General features: G+C 62.4%; 22 protein-coding genes. 14 read left to right on the plus strand and 8 right to left on the minus strand.

All coding sequences use genetic code 11. From position 1 onward, the window contains the following. Positions 1–220: 220 nt before the first annotated feature. Genes BQ8482_RS32990 through BQ8482_RS33005 form a run of 4 tightly spaced genes read left to right on the plus strand, consistent with a single transcriptional unit; the run spans position 221 to position 4946 of the window. Complete coding sequence (locus BQ8482_RS32990; protein WP_165848816.1) at positions 221–1798, plus strand: ABC transporter ATP-binding protein; 1578 nt, start codon at positions 221–223, stop codon at positions 1796–1798. Beyond that, positions 1795–2907: an ABC transporter permease gene (locus BQ8482_RS32995; RefSeq protein WP_065010037.1), complete on the plus strand. Its 1113-nt coding sequence runs from the start codon at positions 1795–1797 to the stop codon at positions 2905–2907. Before BQ8482_RS32990 ends, BQ8482_RS32995 begins: the two co-directional genes overlap by 4 nt. Next, entirely contained in the window at positions 2907–3827 is a 921-nt protein-coding gene (locus BQ8482_RS33000) for an ABC transporter permease (RefSeq protein ID WP_029352466.1), read from the plus strand. Before BQ8482_RS32995 ends, BQ8482_RS33000 begins: the two co-directional genes overlap by 1 nt. 51 nt (positions 3828–3878) lie before the next feature. Further along, a complete protein-coding gene (locus BQ8482_RS33005; RefSeq protein WP_123151369.1) occupies positions 3879–4946 on the plus strand; it encodes a BMP family ABC transporter substrate-binding protein in 1068 nt (355 codons plus the stop codon). 120 nt (positions 4947–5066) lie between these two features. On the opposite strand, the gene BQ8482_RS33010 is transcribed toward BQ8482_RS33005, so the two are convergent. Next, complete coding sequence (locus BQ8482_RS33010) at positions 5067–6371, minus strand: beta-propeller fold lactonase family protein (protein ID WP_133254878.1); 1305 nt, start codon at positions 6369–6371, stop codon at positions 5067–5069. A 112-nt stretch (positions 6372–6483) separates the two neighbouring features. Between BQ8482_RS33010 and BQ8482_RS33015 the strand changes: the two genes are divergently transcribed. Then, positions 6484–7392, plus strand: coding sequence for a LysR family transcriptional regulator (locus tag BQ8482_RS33015; protein ID WP_123151373.1), 909 nt, complete (start codon positions 6484–6486; stop codon positions 7390–7392). A 129-nt stretch (positions 7393–7521) separates the two neighbouring features. Here the strand turns inward: BQ8482_RS33015 and rimO are convergent, their stop codons facing one another. Together rimO and BQ8482_RS33025 are read right to left on the minus strand one after the other, a co-directional pair. Beyond that, positions 7522–8835, minus strand: a complete 1314-nt coding sequence (gene rimO / locus BQ8482_RS33020) for a 30S ribosomal protein S12 methylthiotransferase RimO (protein WP_123151375.1) — start codon at positions 8833–8835, stop codon at positions 7522–7524. Between the two features lie 136 nt (positions 8836–8971). Beyond that, positions 8972–9631: a TerC family protein gene (locus tag BQ8482_RS33025; protein WP_123151378.1), complete on the minus strand. Its 660-nt coding sequence runs from the start codon at positions 9629–9631 to the stop codon at positions 8972–8974. Positions 9632–10034: 403 nt separating this feature from the next. Between BQ8482_RS33025 and BQ8482_RS33030 the strand changes: the two genes are divergently transcribed. The 6 genes from BQ8482_RS33030 to BQ8482_RS33055 all read left to right on the plus strand — a co-directional run bounded on the left by BQ8482_RS33030 (position 10035) and on the right by BQ8482_RS33055 (position 13662). Continuing rightward, positions 10035–10832, plus strand: coding sequence for a helix-turn-helix domain-containing protein (locus BQ8482_RS33030; RefSeq protein ID WP_208867923.1), 798 nt, complete (start codon positions 10035–10037; stop codon positions 10830–10832). Between the two features lie 68 nt (positions 10833–10900). Next, positions 10901–11299: an SRPBCC family protein gene (locus tag BQ8482_RS33035; RefSeq protein ID WP_123151380.1), complete on the plus strand. Its 399-nt coding sequence runs from the start codon at positions 10901–10903 to the stop codon at positions 11297–11299. A gap of 29 nt (positions 11300–11328) precedes the next feature. Further along, on the plus strand, positions 11329–11685 hold the full coding sequence (locus BQ8482_RS33040) for a VOC family protein (protein ID WP_123151382.1): 357 nt from the start codon (positions 11329–11331) through the stop codon (positions 11683–11685). 242 nt (positions 11686–11927) lie between these two features. Continuing rightward, positions 11928–12536: a hypothetical protein gene (locus BQ8482_RS33045; RefSeq protein WP_133254879.1), complete on the plus strand. Its 609-nt coding sequence runs from the start codon at positions 11928–11930 to the stop codon at positions 12534–12536. Further along, positions 12533–13126, plus strand: coding sequence for a hypothetical protein (locus BQ8482_RS33050; RefSeq protein WP_123151387.1), 594 nt, complete (start codon positions 12533–12535; stop codon positions 13124–13126). Before BQ8482_RS33045 ends, BQ8482_RS33050 begins: the two co-directional genes overlap by 4 nt. Beyond that, positions 13102–13662 (plus strand): hypothetical protein, encoded by a 561-nt coding sequence (locus tag BQ8482_RS33055; RefSeq protein WP_133254880.1) that lies wholly within the window; start codon positions 13102–13104, stop codon positions 13660–13662. Before BQ8482_RS33050 ends, BQ8482_RS33055 begins: the two co-directional genes overlap by 25 nt. Positions 13663–13929: 267 nt before the next feature. Here BQ8482_RS33055 and BQ8482_RS33060 read toward each other — a convergent pair whose 3' ends face one another. Then, complete coding sequence (locus BQ8482_RS33060) at positions 13930–14895, minus strand: hypothetical protein (RefSeq protein WP_244603089.1); 966 nt, start codon at positions 14893–14895, stop codon at positions 13930–13932. A 592-nt stretch (positions 14896–15487) separates the two neighbouring features. Between BQ8482_RS33060 and nuoH the strand changes: the two genes are divergently transcribed. The 3 genes from nuoH to BQ8482_RS33075 are packed head-to-tail and all read left to right on the plus strand — an operon-like array spanning position 15488 to position 17549. After that, positions 15488–16474, plus strand: coding sequence for an NADH-quinone oxidoreductase subunit NuoH (gene nuoH / locus BQ8482_RS33065; RefSeq protein ID WP_123151391.1), 987 nt, complete (start codon positions 15488–15490; stop codon positions 16472–16474). 28 nt (positions 16475–16502) lie between these two features. Next, complete coding sequence (locus tag BQ8482_RS33070) at positions 16503–17069, plus strand: NADH-quinone oxidoreductase subunit I (RefSeq protein ID WP_123151393.1); 567 nt, start codon at positions 16503–16505, stop codon at positions 17067–17069. Between the two features lie 39 nt (positions 17070–17108). Then, positions 17109–17549 (plus strand): CBS domain-containing protein, encoded by a 441-nt coding sequence (locus tag BQ8482_RS33075; RefSeq protein WP_123151395.1) that lies wholly within the window; start codon positions 17109–17111, stop codon positions 17547–17549. Between the two features lie 19 nt (positions 17550–17568). On the opposite strand, the gene nuoG is transcribed toward BQ8482_RS33075, so the two are convergent. From nuoG to nuoD, 4 genes are read right to left on the minus strand one after another with little or no spacing between them, the layout of a single operon-like run. Further along, complete coding sequence (gene nuoG, locus BQ8482_RS33080) at positions 17569–20181, minus strand: NADH-quinone oxidoreductase subunit NuoG (protein ID WP_123151396.1); 2613 nt, start codon at positions 20179–20181, stop codon at positions 17569–17571. Positions 20182–20212: 31 nt separating this feature from the next. Continuing rightward, a complete protein-coding gene (gene nuoF / locus BQ8482_RS33085) occupies positions 20213–21478 on the minus strand; it encodes an NADH-quinone oxidoreductase subunit NuoF (RefSeq protein WP_123151398.1) in 1266 nt (421 codons plus the stop codon). Positions 21479–21483: 5 nt separating this feature from the next. Continuing rightward, positions 21484–21996, minus strand: coding sequence for an NADH-quinone oxidoreductase subunit NuoE (locus BQ8482_RS33090; RefSeq protein ID WP_123151400.1), 513 nt, complete (start codon positions 21994–21996; stop codon positions 21484–21486). 18 nt (positions 21997–22014) lie between these two features. After that, positions 22015–23229 (minus strand): NADH dehydrogenase (quinone) subunit D, encoded by a 1215-nt coding sequence (gene nuoD, locus BQ8482_RS33095; protein ID WP_123151402.1) that lies wholly within the window; start codon positions 23227–23229, stop codon positions 22015–22017. Positions 23230–23254 lie beyond the last annotated feature (25 nt).

Consider the following 23254-nt stretch of genomic DNA (forward strand, 5'->3'; position numbering starts at 1 on the left):
TCGCTTAGAGCGACGCGCGTCCACTTGGACGCACAAAAGCACGCTCTAACAGTTTGAATCTACGCATCGTGCTTTCCGAAAATCGATTTCGATTTTCGGGCCGATGCGTTAGGTTTCCGCTGAAATTCTTGAAGCTCTTTCAAGACGGGTGCCGCTTTGCGATGACAGCAGGCCGCGCATACCATGCCTGCGGGAACACAGAACATATCTGGCAAACCAGATGGGAGGCACTGTGAGTGCAAATCAGGACGACGCAGACCTGCTTGAGGTTCGTGGCCTTACCAAGACGTTCGGCACGCTGACAGCGTGCGACCATATCGATCTCAACGTCGCAAAAGGCGAAATCCACGCATTGCTCGGCGAGAACGGCGCCGGCAAGTCGACGCTCGTCAAAATGCTGTTCGGAACACTGGAGCCCAATTCGGGCGAGATTTTCTGGAACGATCAGGCGGTCACGATCACCAATCCCGGCTTTGCGAAGAAGCTCGGCATCGGCATGGTGTTCCAGCATTTTTCGTTGTTCGAGGCACTGACGGCGGCCGAAAACATCGCGTTGTCATTGGACGACGGTTCGCCGATCAGCACGATCGCCGCGAAGGCGAGGGCGCTTTCCTACAGCTACGGCCTGCCGCTCGATCCGCAGTCGCTGGTCGGCGATCTGTCGGTCGGTGAGCGCCAGCGTATCGAGATCATCCGTTGTCTTCTGCAGACGCCGCAGCTCATCATTCTCGACGAGCCGACTTCGGTGCTGACGCCGCAGGAAGCCGACAAGCTGTTCGAGACGCTCGAACGGCTGCGCTCGGAAGGAAAGTCCATCCTCTACATTTCGCACCGGCTGGAAGAGGTCAAGCGCATCTGCGACCGCGCCACCGTGCTGCGCCACGGCAAGGTGGTTGGCCATTGTAACCCGCGCAAGGAAACTGCGGCATCGCTGGCACGCATGATGGTCGGCAACGACGTTCAGGCTGTGGTGCGCGCGCCGGTTCAGGGTATTGAGACCGCGCAGCCGCTGCTTGAAATCCGTGCACTCAGCCGCAGGCCGGCAACGCCGTTCTCGATCCCGCTCAGGAACATCAACCTGACGGTACGCGCCGGCGAAGTGATCGGCATTGCAGGCGTTGCCGGCAACGGCCAGGGCGAGTTCTTCGAATCCGTTTCCGGCGAGGTGCGGCAGCAGGATGCCGCCTCGGTGCGCATCCGTGGCAAGGATGCCGGCGGCCTCAGCATCACCGGCAGGCGGCTGATGGGCGCTGCCTTCGTGCCGGAAGAGCGGCTCGGCCACGGTGCAGCACCCCGCATGAAGCTTTCGGAAAACCTGCTGCTGTCGCGCCATGCCACCGACGGCAAGGTGTTTGTCGGCGCCGGCGGAATGGTCAAAAGCGATGCGATCTATGCCGCTGCCCAGCGCATCATCAAGGCGATGGATGTGCGCAAGAGCGCCCTGGACCCGGAGGCGGCAGCGCTTTCAGGCGGCAATCTGCAGAAATTCATTGTCGGCCGCGAACTCGACCGCAGGCCAAGCGTCATGGTCGTCAATCAGCCGACATGGGGCGTCGACGCCGGTGCCGCCGCCCACATTCGCCAGACGCTGATCGAATTGGCGCGCAGCGGCTCGGCAGTGCTGGTCATCAGTCAGGACCTCGACGAATTGTTCGAGATATCCGACGCGATCGCGGTGATGCACAATGGCGAATTGTCGAAGCCATTGCCGATCGCTGAGGCCACGTTCGAAAAGATAGGACTGCTGATGGGCGGGGCCGAGCCAGGCCACGCCGAACACGCTCTGGAGACGTCATGATGCGCCTCGAACTCGTCAAACGGCCGCAGCGCTCGATGCTGTTCTCGGCGCTGTCGCCCTTCATTGCATTCGTGTTGACGATCATCGCCGGCGCCATCCTGTTCGCACTGCTTGGCGTCAATCCTTTGAAGGCGTTCCAAATTTATTTCCTCGAGCCGGTCAGTCAGGTCTGGCAGCTGCATGAGCTGGCGATCAAGGCGGCACCGCTCATCCTGATCGGGGTCGGCCTGTCGGTTTGCTACAGGGCCAACATCTGGAACATCGGCGCGGAAGGCCAATTCATCCTGGGCGGCATCGTCGGCTCGAGCATTCCGGTGCTGTTTCCGCAGTTTGAAGGGCCGCTGGTGCTGCCGCTTATGCTGCTGTTCGGCATGGTCGGCGGTGCCGCCTACGCCGCCATTCCCGCCTTGCTCAAGACGCGCTTCAACACCAACGAGATCCTGACCAGCCTGATGCTGGTCTATGTCGCGCAGCTGTTCCTCGACTGGCTGGTGCGCGGGCCGTGGCGCGATCCGAAGGGTTTCAATTTCCCGCAGACGATACAGTTCAACGATTCGGCCATTCTCCCCGAACTGATGCCGGCCTCCGGCCGTGCCAATTGGGGTTTCGTGTTCGCGCTGGTCGCGGCGGTGCTGGTCTGGATCCTGATGAGCCGCATGCTGAAAGGCTTTGAGGTTCGCGTGCTCGGCTCAAGCCCCAGGGCAGGGCGCTTCGCCGGCTTCGGTATCAACCGGATGGTGTTCTTCGCCTTCATGCTGTCGGGTGCACTGGCCGGACTTGCCGGCATCTCGGAAGTCTCCGGCGCCATCGGCCAGCTGCAGCCGGTGATTTCACCCGGCTACGGCTTTGCCGCCATCATCGTGGCGTTCCTCGGCCGGCTCAATCCACTAGGCATCGTCGCGGCGGGCCTGGTGCTGGCGCTGACCTATCTCGGCGGCGAAGCGGTGCAAAGCGCGCTCGGCATCTCCGACAAGGTGGCGCGCGTGTTCCAGGGCATGCTGCTGTTCTTCGTGCTCGGCTGCGACACCCTCATTCACTACCGTATTCGTCTGATCGGCTTTGCCGCGCCGAAGCTTGAATCCGCGCCGAAGCTCGAGGAGGCCCGCTGATGGACATCACCGTCAACATTCTTTTGACCATCGCAACCGCGGCGACGCCTTTGCTGATCGCGGCGATCGGCGAGTTGGTGGTCGAACGTTCCGGCGTGCTCAATCTCGGTGTCGAAGGCATGATGATCATGGGGGCGGTCGGCGGTTTCGGCGCCGGCTATCTCACCGGATCGCCGTGGATCGGGTTGTTGGCGGCGATCGCCCTGGGTGCGGTGTTTTCGCTGCTGTTCGCCGTCATGACGCTGTCGCTGGCCACCAACCAGGTGGCGACCGGCCTGTCGCTGACACTGCTCGGCCTCGGGCTTTCCGGCATGATGGGCACCAGCTTTGTCGGCCAGCCCGGCGCCAGGCTGCCAAACCTCGACATTCCCGGCCTGACAGCGATCCCCGTCATCGGCAGGTTGTTGTTCGGCCAGGACCCGATCTTCTACATCTCGATCGCGTTGACCGCCGCTGTCATGTGGTTCCTGTTCAAAACCCGCACCGGGCTCACTCTGCGTTCGATCGGCGACAGCCACACATCGGCCCATGCGCTTGGCATCCAGGTCATCCGCTACCGCTATCTGGCAGTGATCTTCGGCGGCGCCTGTGCAGGCCTTGCCGGGGGCCACCTGTCGCTGGTCTATACGCCGCAATGGGTGGAGAACATGACCGCCGGGCGCGGCTGGATTGCGCTGGCGCTGGTCGTGTTCGCATCATGGCGGCCATGGCGCGTGCTGGCTGGCGCCTATATCTTCGGCGCGGTATGGATCGGCCAGCTTCATGCACAGGCTTTTGGCATTCCGGTTCCCTCGCAACTGCTTTCTTCGTTACCCTATCTGGCAACCATCGTGGTTCTCGTTCTAATCTCGCGCAACAAGCGTTTGACGATGATGAACACACCGGCTTCCTTGGGGCAGCCATTCGTTCCGGATCGTTGACAATAAAAGACAAACGGGAAGCTCCAAGGCTTAACTCAGAGAGGTAACACGATGAAAAAACTGCTTATTGCGCTGATGACCGCGGCGGCAGCATTGTCGCTGGCGGCGACCGCCGAAGCACAGGAAAAGCTGAAAGCCTGTTGGGTCTATACCGGCCCGATCGGCGATTTCGGCTATTCGTACCAGCATGATCAGGGCCGCCTGGACGTAGAGAAGGCACTCGGCGACAAGGTCGAGACCGCATATCTGGAGAACGTCTCCGAGGGTCCCGATGCCGATCGTGCCTTCGAGCGCCTGGCGCGCGAAGGATGCAAAATCATTTTCGGCACGTCCTTCGGCTTCATGGACCCCGAAGTAAAGGTCGCCAAGAAGTTCCCCGACGTGATGTTCGAACACGCGACCGGCTACAAGACGGCCGAAAATCTCGGCATCTACAACGCACGTTTCTACGAAGGCCGCTACATCCTCGGCCAAATCGCCGCCAAGCAATCGAAGTCGGGCGTCGCCGGCTACATCGTTTCGTTCCCGATTCCCGAGGTGGTGATGGGCATCAATTCCTTCATGCTCGGCGCCCAGTCAATCAAGCCGGATTTCAAGGCGAAGATCGTCTGGGTCAATTCATGGTTCGATCCGGGCAAGGAAGCCGATGCCGCCAAGGCTCTGTTCGACCAGGGCGCCGACATCATCGTCCAGCACACCGACTCGACCGCTCCCCTGCAAGTCGCCGAAGAGCGCGGACTGCAGGGCTTCGGCCAGTCTTCGGACATGATCAAGTTCGCTCCCAAGGCACAGTTGACCTCGATCGTCGACGATTGGGGGCCGTATTATATCGGCCGGGTGAAGGCTGCACTCGACGGCACCTGGAAGCCCGGCAACGTCTGGCTGGGCATCAAGGACGGCGCCGTTAAGATGGCCCCTTACACCAACATGCCCGACGACGTGAAGGCGATGGCGGAAGCCACCGAGAAGAAGATTATCGACGGATGGAATCCTTTCACCGGGCCGATTGCCAAGCAGGACGGAACGCCGTGGCTGAAGGATGGCGAAGTCGCCGACGACGCCACGCTGCTCGGCATGAACTTCTACATCAAGGGCGTCGACGACAAGCTGCCGCAGTAAGCGCAAGCCTTGGCTCGGCCGGCTTTCGCCGGAACAGGAGAGGGCGCCTTTGGGCGCCCTCTTTTCATCTGCAGAGCTTCGAAGGTTAACCTGCCCGACGCGAATCCCACTCACGAAAGTTCAGCGGGCGACTATCGTGTGAACGCCCGTAGGCAGCCTGATACGATCCGATGTGGGAGCGAGCGCCGGGCGCCCATCCGTTGTGATCTGCCATATCTCGACGGCGCCGCCAAGCGGCGCTTCCTCATTGCGGTAACGGTTCACGCCAACGAAGAGCTTTTGTCCCGTGCGATCAAAAGCGAGTCCTTGCGGCAGCACGCCTGCGAGCGGCCATTCGCCGTGCGGCGATAGCCGTCCTGTTTCAGTGTCCAGTTGATAGAGGCTGAGCGACGCGTGCTCCGTCCAGTCGCGCGAGCCATCTGGCTTACCGGTGCCGCGAAGATTGGACGTGACAAGAAAGCGGCCGTCGGGGCTGAAGGCGATCGTCTCGGCGCCCCAGCCACCAAGCGCGATGTGAGGCACGGTGTGCCTTGCTGCGTCGCCCGTCGTCCCGACATCGGCAAGCCGGACTGTGGTGAGAATGCCCTCCTGAACGCCATAGAAACCAGCCGTATCGATTCCCCATTGAACATCGGAGGTGATGTAGTTGCGGCCGTCCGGCGAAAAGCGGCCGACAAAGGGGAACTTGTTCGTCTGGATGCGATTGCCCCAGGAGCGAATGGCAGAAACCGCTCCGTCCTCTCCGCGCAGCACCTCGTAGAAGGCAACCTGACCACGGTCGACGAGATTGACCCCGACATACCGGCCGCTTGGATGCCACTGCACCCAGGTCGCCTTCAATGGAATGAAACCCGTTGACGGCTCAAGACCGAGACCGAAGCTGGATGCTTGGCCGAACCGACCCTCCCTGACCGGAACGAAAGTGAGTTCGTGTTCGGCGTCGGCAGTAATTGCGGCGATGAGATCGCCAGCAGGATTGAGATGAATCGCCTGCGGCTGGATTCCGATCCTCACGCTGTCGACCACCGCCGAGTGGCCGCCGCCGAACTGGAGCGATCGGATCGTGTCGCCTTGCTGCAACTCGTCGAGGCGGGTCGCCCGTTCGGAGCGTTGACGGAAGGTTTCGGCGACGAAAACGAACCGGCCATCCAGGGAGATGTCTAGTGCTCCGGGTGGCCCATAGGTCGAATTCGAAACCTCCGTCATCGCAACAGAGCGAGACCGCTCTGTCGGCGAGGTGATGATGGACAGCGTATCCCGATTGTGAGGATCTGGAGGCCCAAGCTCGCCCGTCTCGTAGACGGTCGGCACCATATCGACATCCGACAACGCGAAGACGGTCCCTCCGCGACTTTCGGCCGGCTGAGCGCTTGAGAGGTTCGGCATCAGGAATAGAACAATAGCAGCGAGAGAACAGCGTCGCATCGATGTCTCCATATCGATTGAAGGCGCCTATTTTCGGGGTTCGCTTTCAGTCGTCAAATCGATATTTGACATCTCAATATTCCTCTCAGTAATAAGAGCCCGGAGGTCCAGCATGAATCTGGCTTCGATCGATCTGAACCTGCTTGTCGCCTTCGACGCTCTGCTCAGTGAAGGCAGCGTGAGCGGGGCGGCAGCCCGTATCGGGCTCAGCCAGCCGGCGATGAGCAAGCGCCTCGCCCATCTGCGTCGGCTCTTCGCCGATGATCTCTTCGTTCGTCATGCCGATGGCGTGCGGCCGACCGAAAAGGCGCTGGACCTCGCCGATCCGATCCGGGCCGCGCTACGCCAGATCCAGGATGCGCTGGGAGGATTCGGCCAGTTCTCGCCCGAGCGATCGGGTCGCATCTTCAGGGTCGCGACCACCGATCACATCGCGGCGACGTTAATGCCCAGACTGATGCCGGTGCTTCGTTCAGCGGCGCCGAGAATTTCGATCGTCTTGCGCAGCTTACACCGACAGGAGATCGTTGATAATCTCGATAAGGGCTCGATAGACCTTGCGATCACTATCCTGCCCGATGCGCCGACGACGATCAAACGTGCACCGCTCTTCCACGTGAACTGGCTATCGATCGTCTCGGCCGAGCATCCTGAGATCCGCGACGCGATGACGCTCGAACTCTTTTTGAAGTATCCGCACTTGCTGGTCACTCATGTCGGCGATCTGAAGGGCTACATCGATCGTCTGCTGGACGACCGCGGCCTGAAGCGTACCGTTGCAATGAGCCTGCCTTATGCGCTCGCCGTGCCGGCAATCATCGCCCAGACGGACATGATCTGCACCTTGTCGGCAAATGTGATCCGGCTGACGAATTGGCCGCGCGTGCGCTCTTTTCCGCTGCCCTTCGACTACTTCGGTTATCAGGAAACTCTGCTGTGGCATCGGAGGAACGACAGCGATCCCGGTCACGCCTGGCTCAGGCGGATGCTTATCCGTGTAAGCGAAACAGTCACGTCTTAGAGCGCTTTGCGTTTTGGTCGAACCAAAACCGCGCTCTAACTCTCTATTTTAACGCATTTTGTCGGACGCCAAACGAAGACGTTTGGCTGCAAAATGCTCTAGCAGAAGGGGTCTTCCCCCCGCCGGCGATCAGACCGCCGAACCGTAGAGATCGTAGGCGTCGGCGCGGTCGATCTTGACCGTGACGATGTCGCCGGCGCGCAACGGGCGCCGCGACTGGATATGCACCGAGCCATCGATTTCGGGTGCGTCGTATTTGGTTCGGCCCTTCGCCGAGGTACCATGGGCCTCGTCGATCAGGACTGGCAGGCGCTTGCCGACCTTCCTTGCGAGCTGCGTCGCCGAGATCTTCTGCTGGCGCTGCATGAAGCGGTGCCAGCGCGCTTCCTTGATCTCCTGCGGTACCTGTTCGAGGCCGAGATCATTGGAGCGGGCGCCCCTGACCGGCTCGTATTTGAAACAGCCGGCGCGATCGATCTTGGCTTCGTCCAGCCAGTCGAGCAGCATCTCGAAATCGTCGTCCGTCTCGCCGGGAAAGCCGACGATGAAGGTGGAGCGGATGGCAAGATCCGGACAGATTTCGCGCCAGCCGCGAATGCGGTCGAGCGTCTTTTCGCCATGGGCGGGCCGGCGCATGTTCTTCAGCACCTGCGGCGAGGCGTGCTGGAACGGGATGTCCAGATAGGGAAGGATCTTTCCTTCGGCCATCAACGGGATGACATCGGCGACATGCGGGTAGGGGTAGACGTAGTGCATGCGTACCCAGACGCCGAGCTTGCCGAGTTCCTCCGACAGATCGAGGAATTTCGCCCGCACTTCGCGATCGCCGAACATGCTGCTCTGGTACTTGATGTCGATGCCGTAGGCGCTGGTGTCCTGCGAAATGACCAGGATTTCTTTGACTCCGGCATTGGCCAGTTTCTCGGCCTCGCGCAGCACGTCGGCCGCTGGCCGCGAGACGAGATCGCCGCGCAGCGCCGGGATGATGCAGAAGGTGCAGCGGTTGTTGCAGCCCTCCGAAATCTTGAGATAGGCATAGTGGCGCGGCGTGAGCTTGACGCCATGCGGCGGCAACAGGTCGACATAGGGATCGTGGCTCGGGGGCGCGGCCTCATGCACTGCAGCCATCACGCTCTCGTAAGCCTGCGGACCGGTGATGGCGAGAACGTTGGGATGTTTTTCGCGGATGACGTCCGGTTCGGCGCCGAGACAGCCGGTGACGATGACCCTGCCGTTCTCCGAAAGGGCGGAGCCGATGGCATTGAGCGATTCATCGCGAGCCGAATCGAGAAAGCCGCAGGTGTTGACGACGACCAGATCGGCGCCGTCATGCTTGCGCGCGATCTCATAGCCCTCGGCGCGCAGGCGCGTGATGATGCGCTCCGAATCCACGAGGGCTTTCGGGCATCCAAGGCTGACGAAGCTGACGCGAGGAGCGGACATAAAGGTTTTCCGGCTTTTCGGGATTGGCGGCGCAGTACCACACTTATTGCGGCATTGGTATGGGCCCGCGGCAACCGCGACGAAACGCACGATGAATGTATCGGTGCCGACGACGGAAGCGGCGGGGCAGGCGGCGTTAGCTCACCGCGTTGTTCAGATGTGGCCAGACTTCCAGCGCGCCTCGATAGACCATATCGAGCGCGACATACAGGATGATCAGCAGGCCGATATAGGCAATCCAGCGGTGGCGGTGCAACAGCCTGGCGATAAAGCTCGCTGCCAGACCCATCAATGCAATCGACAGCACGAGGCCGATGATCAGCACGGAGAAATGGTCGCGTGCGGCACCAGCGACCGCCAGCACATTGTCGAGCGACATCGAAACGTCGGCGACGACGATCTGCAGTGCTGCCTGGCCAAGCGTTTTGCGCGGCGACTTGCCAGCCACGGCATTGTCCTTGTCGAGATCGGCATTCGCCAGCGCCTCGGTCGCTTCCAGCTCGTCGGCATGGGAGGTGCGCAGTTCGCGCCACATCTTCCAGCAGACCCACAAAAGCAGGATGCCACCAGCCAGCAGCAGACCGACGATCAAGAGCAGTTGAACGGTTACTGCTGCAAAACATATGCGCAGCACGGTCGCCGCCAGCACGCCAATGAGGATGGCTTTCTTGCGCTGTTCGGCCGGCAGGCCGGCCGCAGCGAGGCCGATGACGATGGCGTTGTCGCCTGCAAGTACGAGGTCGATGGCGATAACCTGGAGCAGGGCCGAGAAGCCTGCGGCGGTAAAAATTTCCATCGGCTGAAATTTCCTTGCTTGGTCGCCAATCGTTCGCGTGGAGTGCCCGGACGCCCTAACGTGTATGGTTCCCGCGCGTCAAGAGACACGCTTGAGGACAAGGCCGGCAAACTGCCCTGATCGCGGTGGAAATCGCCGGCAGCCGGTGAAGACCGCCATGATCGAGATACGTTAGTGCATGACCCCGGAAACCGGAACCGGTCTCCGAAAGGGATCATGGGCCGATGTCGCGGGCGCCGACATTGTCGACGAGGTACCAAGCCGACCGCGGGTCTTGCAGATATCAGCGATCACGGTGCGGCCGGCGGAACCACAACAGGGGTTGAAGCGCGCCGCCATCGCAATAGATTTCGGGGACCGAAGAGTACGATGCCTTAGAAAGTGTTCCTCACAGGAGAGGCTCGTGACGTCTGACGACAACACACCCGTCCTTTCCGGGGCGCCAATCCTTTCCGGGGCGATTGGGGAATACCGCGAGTTCGATCCTCCGGCCGCACTCGAAGGGCATTTCCAGTGTGTCTGGTCCAATACATTGCGACCGGACGCGGGGAGCTTATCGGCCGTGGTGCCCGATGGCTGCGTCGACATCACCTGGATCGACGGCGAACTGGTCGTAGCGGGCCCCGACGTGGCCGTTGCCCTTTCAACGCCGACACCCGGCTCTACCGTAATCGGCACCCGCTTTCGACCGGGTGCAGCAAGCCGGTGGCTCGGCCTGCCGATGTCGGAGATCGTTGGCGGCCGGGTGGCACTCAGCCATTTCTGGGGAGCGCCGGCGCGCGAAATCGCCCAGAGAATTGGCGATGCGTCCTCCACGGCGGAGCGGATGCGGGCGATGCAAGCGGCACTCTCCAGGCTTGCGCGCGATGTCGAGCCGCCGCCTCCGGACATGGGATTTGCCTTCAACGCGCTGAAAACGGAATCCGCCGGTCCGGGAATGGCAGTGATTCTCGACCGGCTCGACGTCAGCCCGCGAACGCTTCGCCGCCGCTGCCAGGAGGCTTTCGGCTATGGCCCGAAGACGCTCGACCGCATTCTCCGCTTCCAGCGGTTTCTGAACCTGGCGCGGCAGTCCGCCGAGCCGCGCCTAGCCGATCTTGCGTTCGAGGCGGGTTATTCCGACCAGGCGCATCTCACGCGCGAGGTGCGGCGCCTGTCGGGATTCTCGCCCGCGACGGTTCTGCGACAGCTCGGCGCCTGAGCTGGCCGTTTCGTTCAATACGCCACCGCCAACTCCGCCTAGTCTGCCTTCGTTGAAAGGAGGCAGATATGACGACCTACAAATCCCGCATCATCACCGTGTCCATCGACCGGGACTGGCGCGAAGTCTATGACTTCGCCTCCATCCCTGAGAATTTCCAGCGCTGGGCGGCAGGCCTCGGCAGGCGCTTCGAAAGATCGGGCGAAGAATGGACTGCGGAGGACCCCGACGGCCGGCTCATCCGCATCCGTTTCTCCCGGCCCAACGAACTCGGTGTCCTCGATCACATCGTCTTCGCCGAGGGCAAGGAAACCCGCAATGCGGTGCGCGTGGTTCCCAATGGGACCGGCGCGGAGGTCATGTTCGTGCTCTTGAGGACGCCGGACATGACGGAGGAGACATTTGCTGCCGACGCCGAAGCGGTGCAGCGCGACCTCAACACCCTGAAGGCAATGCTCGAACGCTGACCTTCCAAAGACCCCGAAAGGAGAAGATCATGGCCAAATCCAGCAACGACAAGCGCATCGACTATGTCGAGTTTTCCGTCGGCGACATCGCGCGTTCGCGCGGCTTCTACGGCAAGGCCTTCGGCTGGTCCTTCAAGGACTATGGGCCGAGCTATTGCGAGTTCAACGACGGCCGCCTGACCGGCGGCTTCGCTCTCGGTGGCCAGAGCAAGGCGGCAGGCGGGCCGCTGGTGATCCTCTATGCCGACAAGCTCGACGAGACCCAGCGCCGCGTCGAGGAGGCCGGCGGGAAGATCGTCAAGCCCGCCTATTCCTTCCCGGGCGGCCGCCGCTTCCACTTTTCCGATCCGGACGGCTACGAGCTGGCGGTGTGGTCGGATAAGTGAAGAAGGTGAGGGGGCGCCGAGCCGAGCCCGGTGCCTCTTTCGAATGGTTGGGCGGGGCCATCGGGACTAATGCCGCTCCTAGCGCCAGCAGCGAATATTGAACACTGACTCGGCGAGCCACCAAGGTCCGATTGCGCGGCTGGTTGTCCCTGCACTGAACCCCCCTTAAGATGACAGCGCTGCTGTTTAAACGATGTAACAATTATTGTCCGATGGCGTAGCTCGCATCGTATAAGGCTGGCTTGAGGACCATCGCATACCGTACCGCGCATGACTGGACAGACACGAACGACAGTACGGCAAAGGCTGTATGCTTTTTGATTGCAGGCCTGGGCGGGCTGGCCGCATTGGCAATCTCGTTTTCGATGACGCTCTACGAAGCTGCCCATCCGCCAAAGGTGCCGGTTGTGCAAGCGGGCCAGCAGATCGATACCGGTCGCTGGTTTGTGACCTTGCGAACGGCACGTGTCGGAACAGTGCCGCCGACAGGCGTTCCCCCATCACAACCTGTACAGCTTGTGATGGTGGATCTGGATGTGGTGAACCGTTCCGCCACACCGAACAACGTGCTCTACCGCGTCGTCACGCTCAGTGCGCCGGCGCAAGAGCTGCCGATGCCAACGGTTTATCTCGATCGCGACAAGTATCTGGCGGGATACTTCAATCCCAACATGCCGGAACGCCTGACGATGGCTTGGGAGTGGCCGGCCGGTGTGCCCGTGCCGGACAAGGTGACGGTCACTGTCACCGGCCAGATCTACAAGCTGCGCGACAATCTTTACGGCGCAAGCGGGTGGTACGACCGTGATCCCGTTGCAACGGTCGATCTACCGGTGGAGAAGGCGCCATGATGCGCATAGTGCGTTCGGCGCTTGCGATACTGTTCGCTGCCGCCGTGCTCTACGGCATGCAGCATACGCGTCCGCTGTACAGCGACATTACATCGCCGATCGTCTCTTCGGGCGGCATGAACAAGCGTGTGGAGGCCAGCGCCTTCGCGCTTTCGGTGGAAAGCGCCAGGGTGGCGCGTGTTCTCAACGTCGAGTCCTTCGGGAAGTCAAAGACCTACACGAGTTCCGGCGTATGGATTGTGGCCGAAGGCGAGGCCGAGGCGAAATTCCAGACCTTGGGTCTCACATCGGGCGAGTGGCTGAGCCGCAGCGGCGTCCGTTATGTCCTGACCGACCGGGTGCCGGCGACGATCGACATGATGCCGGGCAATGCCTACCAGCCCGGCCTCCCACGCCGCGTCCTTCTGGTGTTCGAAGTGCCGGAGGATGCCGTCGCCGGCGGGACCGTGGTGGTCGCACGCACAAAATTGCTGCCGCTCGACGATGAGATCCGCATCACCGCGGATGTTTCCGGCAAAGACATCGAGCCCGCGATCACCATCCGCCGCAACGAAGAGAGCCCGCCATGGACAGTTCTCCCGCAAAGGTGACGTCAACGCGGCGAGTCTACTGGCTGAGCATGATGGCGCTGGTGGTCGCACTGCCTGCCGCGCTAGCCGCGCAGACGTGGGGAAGCATCAAGGACTGGCGCTCCCAACATTTGCGCCAGCCGCTATCTGGGACGTTGGGGCAACCGATCGATTATGCCGGCGCAAGCTGGACCGTGACGCGCCTCACCAGACTGGCAGGCAGCGACGGAAGCGCCATCGTCCTTGCCGAATTCGAAGCTCTCGCTGCTGACCCGAAAGCGCTCGGCGCCGTTCCCTGCGAGGTGCGGCTTTCCGATGGGAGCGGTCGCGAATGGCGGCCAACCCTGTTTGCCGATCCGGTGGTCAGGACGCAATTTCCGGAGGCCGAGCAACGGTCTCTGTGTGGCGGCATGGCATTCGCGGCGACGGAACCCGGCAAACCGGCACGGATGGCCGCCAGCTTTTCGATCCCACATGCGGCGAGCAGCCTCACGCTATCGATTGCCCTCTACTCGGCACTGCCGAATTATCTCAGCGTCAGCGAGCCGCAGACCTGACGCCACGCGCCTCGCCAGCCATGGCGACTGTAGTCTCGAGCACGGCTGCAAGCAGCGCGACCCGGACCGCGTCGAGCAGGATTCCTCCGTCGAGTTCGCTTGGGCTGCCGATGAACAGGCTGATGGTATCGGCGAAGATCTGCCAGGTCCCGAGATCATGCGCTCCGATCAGCCTTGTCAGGCCATACCATATCCAGGCGCCGGCCCAGGAGATCGCCTGATAGGCGATGACGAAGGTGACAAGCGTGGCAAGGCCGGCACTGAGCGTCAGCTTGAGGCAAGTCCAGACCGGCGAGTAGCGGCTGCGGTAGCCGCCAACGAAGTGAGCCGTGAAATCCTTGAGCCACTTCTGCCAGGAGGTCGCGCGCGCGAGGGCGCAGGACCGGGAGCGGCCGGCGCGGAAAGTTCATAGCCGTTGATGATCGCCGCCATCACCAGCCAGACAATCGCCAGCAACGCGAAAAAGAAAAGATTCTGAAGCTGCTCGCCAAAGGAAAGCGGCCGGAATTCCACGGGAACGAGCTGGCCGGCCGCAGCCGCCTGGCTTACCGGCGCAAGCAAATCGAGGCTGAGCTGTTGCAGCGCGGCGCATGCGCCGAGCCAGCGGATGAGCTGGTCTTTCCATACGCCGAGCGCGTAGAGACCGATGAAGATCCAAGTTGCGTCCGTCGCTACGATCAGCAGCCGCCAGTAGGGGTGCGAGGCGCGCGCATTCAGTCGCTTGGCGGCAAAACGCACCAGCCAGCATATGACGATCGACAGTACCACGCCGCTTGACTGAAGAATGGCGAAGATATCGACGCTTTTGCCGAGATCGGCCTGGGCCAGCGCCATGCGCGAATATTCGCGAACCGTATCGCCAAGGAAACCCCAGGCGGCATAGTAGGCGAAGAACGGCAGGATCGCGGCCGCGGTAATCGCCAGGACCGGCTCGCGTTTTGTTTCGTCCGCTTGCTTTTTCGCTTTTTGTCTCAGTGCCGCCACCGCCGGCATGTGCGGCCGGAGCACCACGAACATCATGACCAATACCGTCAGCTTAGCGAGAACCACCAGCGACAGTATGACCATCCCGCCTAACGGGAATTGGAGGCCGATCCTCACGGCGCCCTGAAGCAGCAGATCATGAGCGATCATACCGAGGCAGCCGACAAGCAACAGCTGCGGCCAGCACTGGGCAAGCAACCGCGCGGTTAACGCCAGCGGCCGGTATATGTCTTCAATCGTCGTGGTCATCGCGTCGGGGTGGCTTTCGTGCTCCGGTCCTGGACTTTAAGACCGCGTTCGCCAGACGGTCCTCCTCCATTCCTTTAGGCGGTTGCGTCAAAATTCAAACCACCTGAGGTTGAATTTGATCGGAGGTAACGCAAGTTTACCTCATCCGCTTTTCCGGGCCTGACCCGACGGGCATGTCCCAAAACCTGTGCAGGGTGCAAATGGCGGAGGGGAGGGAACTGCAATCCAACATTCTCCGTGCGCCGGCAAAACCGGCGGGCGGTAGCACTTCCACTCGGCGCGCCAGCACACCGCATCGCCGAAACCATCGCCCTTGGAGCGAATTTCTTCATCCCCCTGCCAGCCGTGGCGCGCGGATCATTTCGGCTTCGCCGGAGAGCGTGGCGACCCACGCCGTCAGCTAACCACTTCTCGCGACGCGATAGAGCCCGTTTGGGTCCCACGCGACACACACCGTGGCCAGCAACGGTAAGACTGTGATACCATTGCACAAGTTGCGTCGCCGCCGGCAGACTGCCGTTCCCGCGAAGCCGGACAAGCGCAAGTGCTCAGTGTCGTAAGTCTCAACCCGTTGAACAAGTAGCTACGGATTATGGAACTTGTCTTCGCCCTTGGCCTGATCGCCTTCAAGGTCGCGTTGCTGATTGCGATCCTGCTGCTGCTGCCCTTGCCGCTGACGTGGCTCGAACGCAAGATCGCCGGGCACATCCAGCAGCGGATGGGGCCGATGCGCGTGGGGTGGCACGGGCTGCTGCAGCCGGTGGCGGACGGCATCAAGCTCTTGACCAAAGAGGACCACATCCCGGCCGAAGCCGACCGCTTCCTGTTCAAACTGGCGCCGATCCTGGCGCTCGCCCCGCCCTTCGTGGTGTTCGTCGCGATCCCCTTCGGCGAAAGCGTCTCGGTCCTCGGCGCCGAGATCACGCTCTACGTCTCCAATATGAACGTGGCGCTCCTTTTCGTCTTCGCGGTGATCGGGATCGAGGTCTATGGCGTCATCTTCGGCGGCTGGGCCGCGAACAGCAAATACGCGGTCCTGGGCAGCCTCAGGACTTGCGCGCAGATGATCAGCTACGAGATCCCGATGGGGTTCGCGGTCATCGGCGTGGTAATGCTGGCGCAATCCATGAGCCTGCTCGAGATCGTACGGGCGCAGGCCGATGTCTGGAACATCGTCTACCAACCGGTCGGGTTTTTCGTATTCTTCGTCGCCGGGCTGGCCGAAGCGCAGCGCATACCTTTTGACTTAGCGGAGGCGGAAGGCGATCTGGGGGCCGGGTTCCATACCGAATACAGCGGCATCCGCTTTGCGTTCTTCATGGTCAGCGAATACGCCGTCATGCTGCTGGTGTCGGTCCTGTCGGTCATCCTGTTCTTCGGCGGCTGGAACGGCGTGCTGATCCCGTTGCCGCCGCTCCTCTGGTTCGCGCTCAAGGTCGCGTTCTTCCTCTATGTGTTTATGTGGTTCCGCTTCACCTTCCCGCGCTATCGATACGACCAACTGATGGCGATCGGTTGGAAAGTCTTGCTTCCACTGTCACTGGGGAACATAATTATAACTGGTGTTGCTTTCCTTTAGGGATAGCAGCGGCTCGTAGCGAGGCGCTATGTCGCGCGCACTGGACAGAAGTGGAGCATGGATCGGCTGGGCGTTCTTCGCCGATCTGGCGGGCGCCTTGGCGCTGACCTTCGGCTACATGTTCTCCAGATCCGTGACCATGCAGTATCCTGACAAGGAAAAATGGTTGCCCTATTCGCGTTACCGCGGGCATCACTTCCTGACGCGCGACGAAGAGGGCGAGATCAAGTGCGTGGCCTGCGAGCTCTGCGCGCGGATTTGTCCCTGCGACTGTATCGAAGTCATTCCCTACGAGGACGAGAAGGGCAACCGGCATCCAGCAAAATTCGAGATCGACATGGCCCGCTGTCTGTTCTGCGGGCTGTGCGAGGACGCCTGCCCGGCCGACGCGATCGCGCTTGGCCAACAGTACGAATTCTCGAGTTTTTCCTCGCGTGACCTGGTGGTCGGACGTGACGATCTGCTCGGCAAACCGGGCAAGGCGACGACCGGCGGCGGTGTGGTCGCGGCGCGCCTGAACACCGAGCAGGACGTGCTGGTCGAGACGAGTGAGCCGCAGGGATACAACTGGTGGCGGAATATCCGCCGAACGTGAACGCGCGGTAGCCGTCAAGCCGGAGCACAGGAGGCTCAGATGCTTGTCTGCCAAATCTTGAAGACCAAATCTCCCGAGCTCATCTCGGTCACACCAGATCAGACGGTCGTAGAAGTCCTGCGGCTGTTTCGGGACAACAACATCGGATTCGTGGTCGTCAGCCGTTCGCCCGGGGAATGCCTGGGCACGCTGTCGGAGCGGGACTGCTGCTATGCGGTGGCTGAATACGGAATCGAGGCGCCCACAATGCGGGTCGCCGACATCATGAACCGCAGTGTGGTGACCTGTTCGACACAGGATTTGCTGCCCTTTGTGATGTCGCTCATGACCGACCGACGCACGCGCCATGTGTTGGTCATGGACGGCGACACTTCTGTCGGCGTGGTGAGCATCGGCGACGTGGTCAAGCACCGGCTCGACGAATTGCTCCGTACCGAGCAAGCGTTGAGCGATTACATTGCCGGGAGCCCTTATCACTGAGGATACCCGGGGGAGCCGATTAGGGTGAACTGCCCGGAAGCTCGGCAATGCCTCGGCCGCGACTTTCAGGGCGCGCCTCGACTCCGGTGGCGAAGGCAGCGTGCGCCTTTTGAACCTCCACCGGACAAGGGTATTCGCCCCGCCGCATAAGGCTGTTGAGACGCAGGTCTCTATAGTTTTCCGGCACGAACACGAGCCCCCCGGGAAAATGCCTATTGACCTTGAGCTGCGCCCTCAGTTCGCCCTTGGTGGATCGTACGATCACCTGATCGCGATCCGAAAGGCCAAGCTGCGCGGCGTCCCACGCGCTCATCTCAACATATGGGTCATCCGCCACCGTATTTAGGATCTCCGAGCGTTCGGAAAGATATCCATTGTGGAACAGGCAGTTGCCGGTGACCAACATGAGCCGGTCGGCCGCATTCGGGTTAGGCGGAGGGGCGAAGAACTCGCCAGCCGGCGGCGTCGGGTCCGCCGTGGTGAATGCTCCGTCGGCGCCAAGCCCGTCCTGCGTCAGCCCTTGGTAGGCCGGAACCAGCCGGGCAATCTCGCGGAAGATTTCGCCTTGCATCGACGGTTGCATTGCTTGGTTGCGGAGCGCTGCGACGAAGTCCAAGATCGCCAGATTGCCCCGCGCCTCGAAGGCGGGTTCGCGGAACTTGCGGACCGCCTGGATCCGGCCCTCGTTGTTGGTGAAGGTGCCGGATTCCTCTCCATAACCCGCCGCAGGCAGGACGACATCGGCCAGACCCACGGTATCGGTGAGGAAGGTGTCCTGCACGATCAGGAGATCGGTGGCATCAAGCGCCCGCTTGACGAATCCCCGGTCGGGATAGGTCATCAGGGGGTCGCTTCCGACGATATAAAGCGCGCCTACCCGCCCCTTGTCACAAAGCGCCAGCATTGCGTCGAGATCCGCGCCCGGCTCAGGCGGAATTTCGGCGCCCCACGCCCGTATGAGAGCTGTGCGCGCCGTGGGATCGCCGACCGGGCGCAGCCCCGGCAGGGCCGCCGGCAGAACCCCCATGTCCCAGGCGCCCAGCTGGTTGGCTCGGTCGAAGAGGAACTGCATCGCCGGGCCCTTGCCGAGCACGCGGAGAACCCGCAACAGGTTGGTGAGCTGCTGCAGCGTTGCGCGCGCTTCGGAAAGCCTCAGGAGGTCGGCGCTGACAAGCACAGCGACGCTCCCGCCGTCCAGCAGCGCAGCGGCTAGACGGTCCGGCCCGTCGCTGCCGGTGGTCGCTGCTGCCCAGCCGGTTGCCGCGCCGACGCCCGCAAGAACCTCGCTCGGCAAGGCTTGGCCGGCCGCCGCCACCAGCCCGGCCACTACCGCGGCAAGGCTCGCTGCCTCACCGCCCGGCCGAACGCGAACGACCACCCGGGCATCGGCGTCCAGACGGGATGGCCGCGCCGAGAGCATGAGCAACCCGGTCTGCCGCCGCCGGGCGCTGTCTCGCAGCAGGTATTCAGTGACCGGGTTCTCGTCGGTCACGTTGCCACCGACGACAAGCACGCAGTCGTTGCCGATCACCTCCTCCAGCGGCGCGCGGGTGTAGAAGCCCGCCACCAACGGGTCGAGCGTCTCGAAGGGCGTGGACCAGCGCGACGAGCAGTCGATGTTGTTGGTCCGGAATACCGTCCGCATCAGCTTCTGGAACTGATAAAGCACCTCGTTGGGCAGGCGCGGCGAGGCCAGCCCGCCCGCAGCCTTGCTCTCGACGGCCGACAGGCCTCGGCGCAGGTAGTCCCCGGCTTCGTCCCAGGAAACCGGAACCAGTGCGCCGTCACGACGGATCATCGGCCGCTTGATCCGGTCCCGGCTCCCGACGAAGTCGAGGCCGAAGCGCCCCCGAACGCAAAGCGTTTCGCGATTGACGCCATGCTCCCACTTCGAGCGGACCCGCATGAACTCGCCCTTGCGCGCGCCGACGGTGAGCTGGCAGCCGGTGCCGCAGTGCGGGCAGACCGTGTCGGTCTCGACCAGATCCCAGGGCCGTGCCTTGTAGCGATAGGGGAAGCTCATCAGTGCGCCGACCGGGCAGACCTCGACGCAATTGCCGCACTGGTCGCAACTCGCGAGACTGCCCTCGAAGCCGGTGACGGCGGTGTCCATGCCTTTTTCGATGGTGCCCAAGGCGACCGCGCCGACCACGTCCTCGCACATCCGGACGCAGCGCTGGCACTGGATGCAGCGGTTGACGTTCATGATGATGACCGGGCTGAGACGGATGTCCTCGGAGTGGAACACACGTTTGGCATCGCGGAACCGGCTTTCCCGGGGCCCGTATGCCATCACCATGTCCTGAAGCTCGCACTCGCCGCCCTTGTCGCAGATCGGGCAGTCGAGGGGGTGGTTGGCGAGCAGCATGTCGAGCATGGAAGAGCGCGTTTCGTCGATCAGCGGCGTGTTCGTCCGCACTACCATGCCGTCGGTGACCGCGGCGGCGCAGGACGGCTGCAGCCGCCGCTGCCCTTCGATCTCTACCAGGCACATGCGGCAGGAGGCCAGCGCCGGCAGCCGCTTCAGATAGCAGAAGGTCGGGATTTCGATGCCCAAACGCTCGGCGGCCTGCAGCACCGTAGAGCCTGCCTCCACTTCCAGCGTTTGTTCATCGATCGTGACGCTAACCATGACTTCTTGCGGCCTTCTCCCTGCGCGCTCCTTAGTGAAACGAGCACCTCCGCTCCTCGATATGGGCGACGAATTCATGCTCGAAATGCGCCAGTGCCGCCCGCAGCCCCATAGCCGCACCGTCGCCAAGAGCGCAGAACGTGTTGCCGAAAATGCCCTTGCAGAGCGCCTCCAGCTGTTCCAGATCGTCCGGCACGCCCTGTCCCGCCTCGACCCGGCGCAGCACTTTCACAACCCAGTTGAGCCCTTCGCGGCACGGCGTGCACTTGCCGCAGGACTCGTGGTGGAAGAACTCGATGATCCGGGTGGCGACCTTGACCATGCAGGTCGAGTCGTCGATCACGATCACCCCGGCCGAGCCAAGCATCGAGCCGACCGCAGCCAGCGAGTCGAAGTCCATCCCGACATCCAGCCCGCGCTCCGGGATCAGCGGCGCCGAGACCCCGCCGGGGATCACCGCCTTGATCCTGCGCCCCGGCGGCGGCCCGCCCGCGCGGTCCTCGACCAGTTCACGCAGCGATATGCCCATCGGCAGTTCGTAAAGGCCCGGTTTCCGCACGTGCCCGCTGAGGCAATAAAGCTTCGGACCGGGGCTCTTGTCAGGGCCGATGCCGCGAAACCAGTCCGGCCCCCGCGCCACAATATGCGGCACGCAGACCAGCGTCTCGACATTGTTGATCACGGTCGGGCTGGCGTAGAGCCCCGCGACCGCCGGAAATGGCGGTTTCAGACGGGGCTGCGCCCGCTTGCCTTCGAGCGAGTCGAGCATCGCCGTCTCCTCGCCGCAGATATATGCGCCGGCGCCGCAATGGATGTGCACGACGAAATTGAAATCCAAGCCCAGAATCCGTGTTCCCAGATAACCCTTCGCATGGGCCTCGGCGATCGCCTGCTCCAGCCGGTGGATCGCCAGCACGTATTCCCCGCGGATGTAGACATAGGCGGTTTCCGCCCCGATCGCGTAGGCGCTGATCGCCATGCCCTCGATTAGCTGGTGCGGATCACGCTCCATGATGATCCGGTCCTTGAACGTGCCGGGCTCGCCCTCATCGGCGTTGCAGCACAGGTATTTCGGCTTGTCGGCCCGTTTCGGCACGAAGCTCCATTTCAACCCCGTCGGGAATCCGGCGCCGCCGCGACCGCGCAGGTTCGATTGCTTGACGAGGTCGATGATCTCGTCGGGCGTGTGCTCGCGCAGCGCCTTCGCCAGCGCCTGGTAGCCGCCGCCGGCCTCATAGCTCGAAAGCAGATGGGCATCCGGCACGTCCATGTTTCTGAGAAGGACCGGTTCAAACATGGCGGCTACTCTCCCGGCGGTTCTGCGGCGGCGAGTTCGGCGCCGGTCGCTTGCCCCGCCGCCGCGCGCAGCCTGTCCACGAGCGCGTCGATCCGCGCGATGTCGAGGTCGCCGTGATAGTCGTCGCCGACCTGCATCACCGGGGCCATCTCGCAAGCGCCGAGGCATTCGACGGTCGAAAGCGTGAACAGCCCATCCGGGGTCGTGCCGCCCTTTTCGATCCCCAGCACCGTCTCCAGATGCCTCAGCAGGTCGTCGGATCGGCGCAGCATGCAGGAGAGGTTGTCGCAGAGTTGCAGGTGGAACAGACCCACCGGCTCGGTATGGAAGAGGGTGTAGAAGGTCGCCAATTCATAGACCCAGACCCGCTCGACACCGAGGATGTCGGCGACCTCTTCCAACACCGGGCCGGGCAGATGGCCATGTTCCTTTTGCGCGATCAGAAGCGCGGGCATGATCGCCGAGCGCTGGTCGGGATACCGCGCCGCCGCCGCCTCGATCTGTTCGCGCATGTTCATCGCGTCCAAAATCTCCTGCTACTTGTCCACCTCGGCCATCACAGGGTCGAGGCTGCCCAGCACGGCGATCATGTCCGCCAGGTAGCGGGCATTGCCGACCCCGAACAGTCCTTGAAGGTTGACGAATGACGGTGCCCGCACTTTCATCCGGAACGGTTTTTGCGACCCGTCGCTGATGATGTAGAACCCGAGCTCGCCCTTTGGCGCCTCGATCGCCGAATAGACCTCGCCCTTCGGCACCTTGAAGCCATAGGCCGATAGGTCGAAATGCTGGATCAGCGCCTCCATCGAGCAGTGCACTTTGTCCTTGTTCACCGGGAAAGCGATGGTCGGCATATCGATCTGGAACGGCCCCTCGGGCATCTGGTCGAGGCATTGTTCGATGATCCGGACGCTCTCGCGCATCTCCTCGACCCGGCATCGCCAGCGCGCGTAGCAATCGCCCTCGTCGCGGGTGATGACGTTGAAGTCGAGCCGGTCGTAAATCTCGTAAGGCTCGTCGCGGCGGATGTCCCAGTCGACGCCTGAAGCGCGCAGGTTCGGGCCGCTCAGGCCGAGATCGATACCGTCCTCGCCCGAGATCACGCCGATCCCCTGCGTGCGCTTCAGGAACACCCGGTTGTTCTCGACCAGCCGTTCATAGTCGCGGATCCGATTCGGGAAGATGTCGCAGAACTCCCTGATCTTGGGGAAGAACCCGTCGGGCAGGTCCTCGCGCACACCGCCGACCCGGCAGAAGGAGGTGTGCATCCGCGCCCCGCTGATCATCTCCAACAGGTCCATGATCATTTCACGCTCGCGCATGGCGTAAACCAACGCGGTCATGGCGCCCAGGTCCATCGGCAACGCGCCGGTGATCAGGAGGTGACCGGAGATCCGCGCGAGTTCGGCCATCAGCACGCGGATATATTGCGCGCGGATCGGCGCTTCGATGCCCAGGAGCTTCTCCACCGCTAGCGCGAAAGCGAGGTTGTTCGAGGGCGGGCAGAGGTAGTCGAGCCGGTCGGTTAGCGGAAAAATCTGGGTGTAAGTGAAGCTCTCGGCCAGCTTTTCGGTGCCGCGGTGGAGGTAGCCGATGTGTGGGTCCACGCGCGCGACATACTCGCCGTCCAGCTCAAGGACGAGCCGCAGCACCCCATGCGTGCTGGGATGCTGCGGGCCGAGGTTGAGAAGCACCTCCTTTGTGTCGAGCGCTTCACCTGCCGACCTGCTCAGTTCCGTGACTTCGGTCATCTCACTTCCCGGCGTCGAACGGCCT

It is taken from the genome of Mesorhizobium delmotii (assembly GCF_900149755.1).
Lineage (GTDB): Bacteria > Pseudomonadota > Alphaproteobacteria > Rhizobiales > Rhizobiaceae > Mesorhizobium > Mesorhizobium delmotii.

Excerpts from the sequence above, each read along its gene's own strand:
- BQ8482_RS32990 (WP_165848816.1), top strand. The coding sequence starts at position 221 with ATGGGAGGCACTGTGAGTGCAAATCAGGACGACGCAGACCTGCTTGAG.
- BQ8482_RS32995 (WP_065010037.1), top strand. The coding sequence starts at position 1,795 with ATGATGCGCCTCGAACTCGTCAAACGGCCGCAGCGCTCGATGCTGTTC.
- BQ8482_RS33000 (WP_029352466.1), top strand. The coding sequence starts at position 2,907 with ATGGACATCACCGTCAACATTCTTTTGACCATCGCAACCGCGGCGACG.
- BQ8482_RS33005 (WP_123151369.1), top strand. The coding sequence starts at position 3,879 with ATGAAAAAACTGCTTATTGCGCTGATGACCGCGGCGGCAGCATTGTCG.
- BQ8482_RS33010 (WP_133254878.1), bottom strand. The coding sequence starts at position 6,371 with ATGCGACGCTGTTCTCTCGCTGCTATTGTTCTATTCCTGATGCCGAAC.
- BQ8482_RS33015 (WP_123151373.1), top strand. The coding sequence starts at position 6,484 with ATGAATCTGGCTTCGATCGATCTGAACCTGCTTGTCGCCTTCGACGCT.
- rimO (WP_123151375.1), bottom strand. The coding sequence starts at position 8,835 with ATGTCCGCTCCTCGCGTCAGCTTCGTCAGCCTTGGATGCCCGAAAGCC.
- BQ8482_RS33025 (WP_123151378.1), bottom strand. The coding sequence starts at position 9,631 with ATGGAAATTTTTACCGCCGCAGGCTTCTCGGCCCTGCTCCAGGTTATC.
- BQ8482_RS33035 (WP_123151380.1), top strand. The coding sequence starts at position 10,901 with ATGACGACCTACAAATCCCGCATCATCACCGTGTCCATCGACCGGGAC.
- BQ8482_RS33040 (WP_123151382.1), top strand. The coding sequence starts at position 11,329 with ATGGCCAAATCCAGCAACGACAAGCGCATCGACTATGTCGAGTTTTCC.
- BQ8482_RS33050 (WP_123151387.1), top strand. The coding sequence starts at position 12,533 with ATGATGCGCATAGTGCGTTCGGCGCTTGCGATACTGTTCGCTGCCGCC.
- BQ8482_RS33055 (WP_133254880.1), top strand. The coding sequence starts at position 13,102 with ATGGACAGTTCTCCCGCAAAGGTGACGTCAACGCGGCGAGTCTACTGG.
- BQ8482_RS33060 (WP_244603089.1), bottom strand. The coding sequence starts at position 14,895 with ATGACCACGACGATTGAAGACATATACCGGCCGCTGGCGTTAACCGCG.
- nuoH (WP_123151391.1), top strand. The coding sequence starts at position 15,488 with ATGGAACTTGTCTTCGCCCTTGGCCTGATCGCCTTCAAGGTCGCGTTG.
- BQ8482_RS33070 (WP_123151393.1), top strand. The coding sequence starts at position 16,503 with ATGTCGCGCGCACTGGACAGAAGTGGAGCATGGATCGGCTGGGCGTTC.
- BQ8482_RS33075 (WP_123151395.1), top strand. The coding sequence starts at position 17,109 with ATGCTTGTCTGCCAAATCTTGAAGACCAAATCTCCCGAGCTCATCTCG.
- nuoG (WP_123151396.1), bottom strand. The coding sequence starts at position 20,181 with ATGGTTAGCGTCACGATCGATGAACAAACGCTGGAAGTGGAGGCAGGC.
- nuoF (WP_123151398.1), bottom strand. The coding sequence starts at position 21,478 with ATGTTTGAACCGGTCCTTCTCAGAAACATGGACGTGCCGGATGCCCAT.
- BQ8482_RS33090 (WP_123151400.1), bottom strand. The coding sequence starts at position 21,996 with ATGAACATGCGCGAACAGATCGAGGCGGCGGCGGCGCGGTATCCCGAC.
- nuoD (WP_123151402.1), bottom strand. The coding sequence starts at position 23,229 with ATGACCGAAGTCACGGAACTGAGCAGGTCGGCAGGTGAAGCGCTCGAC.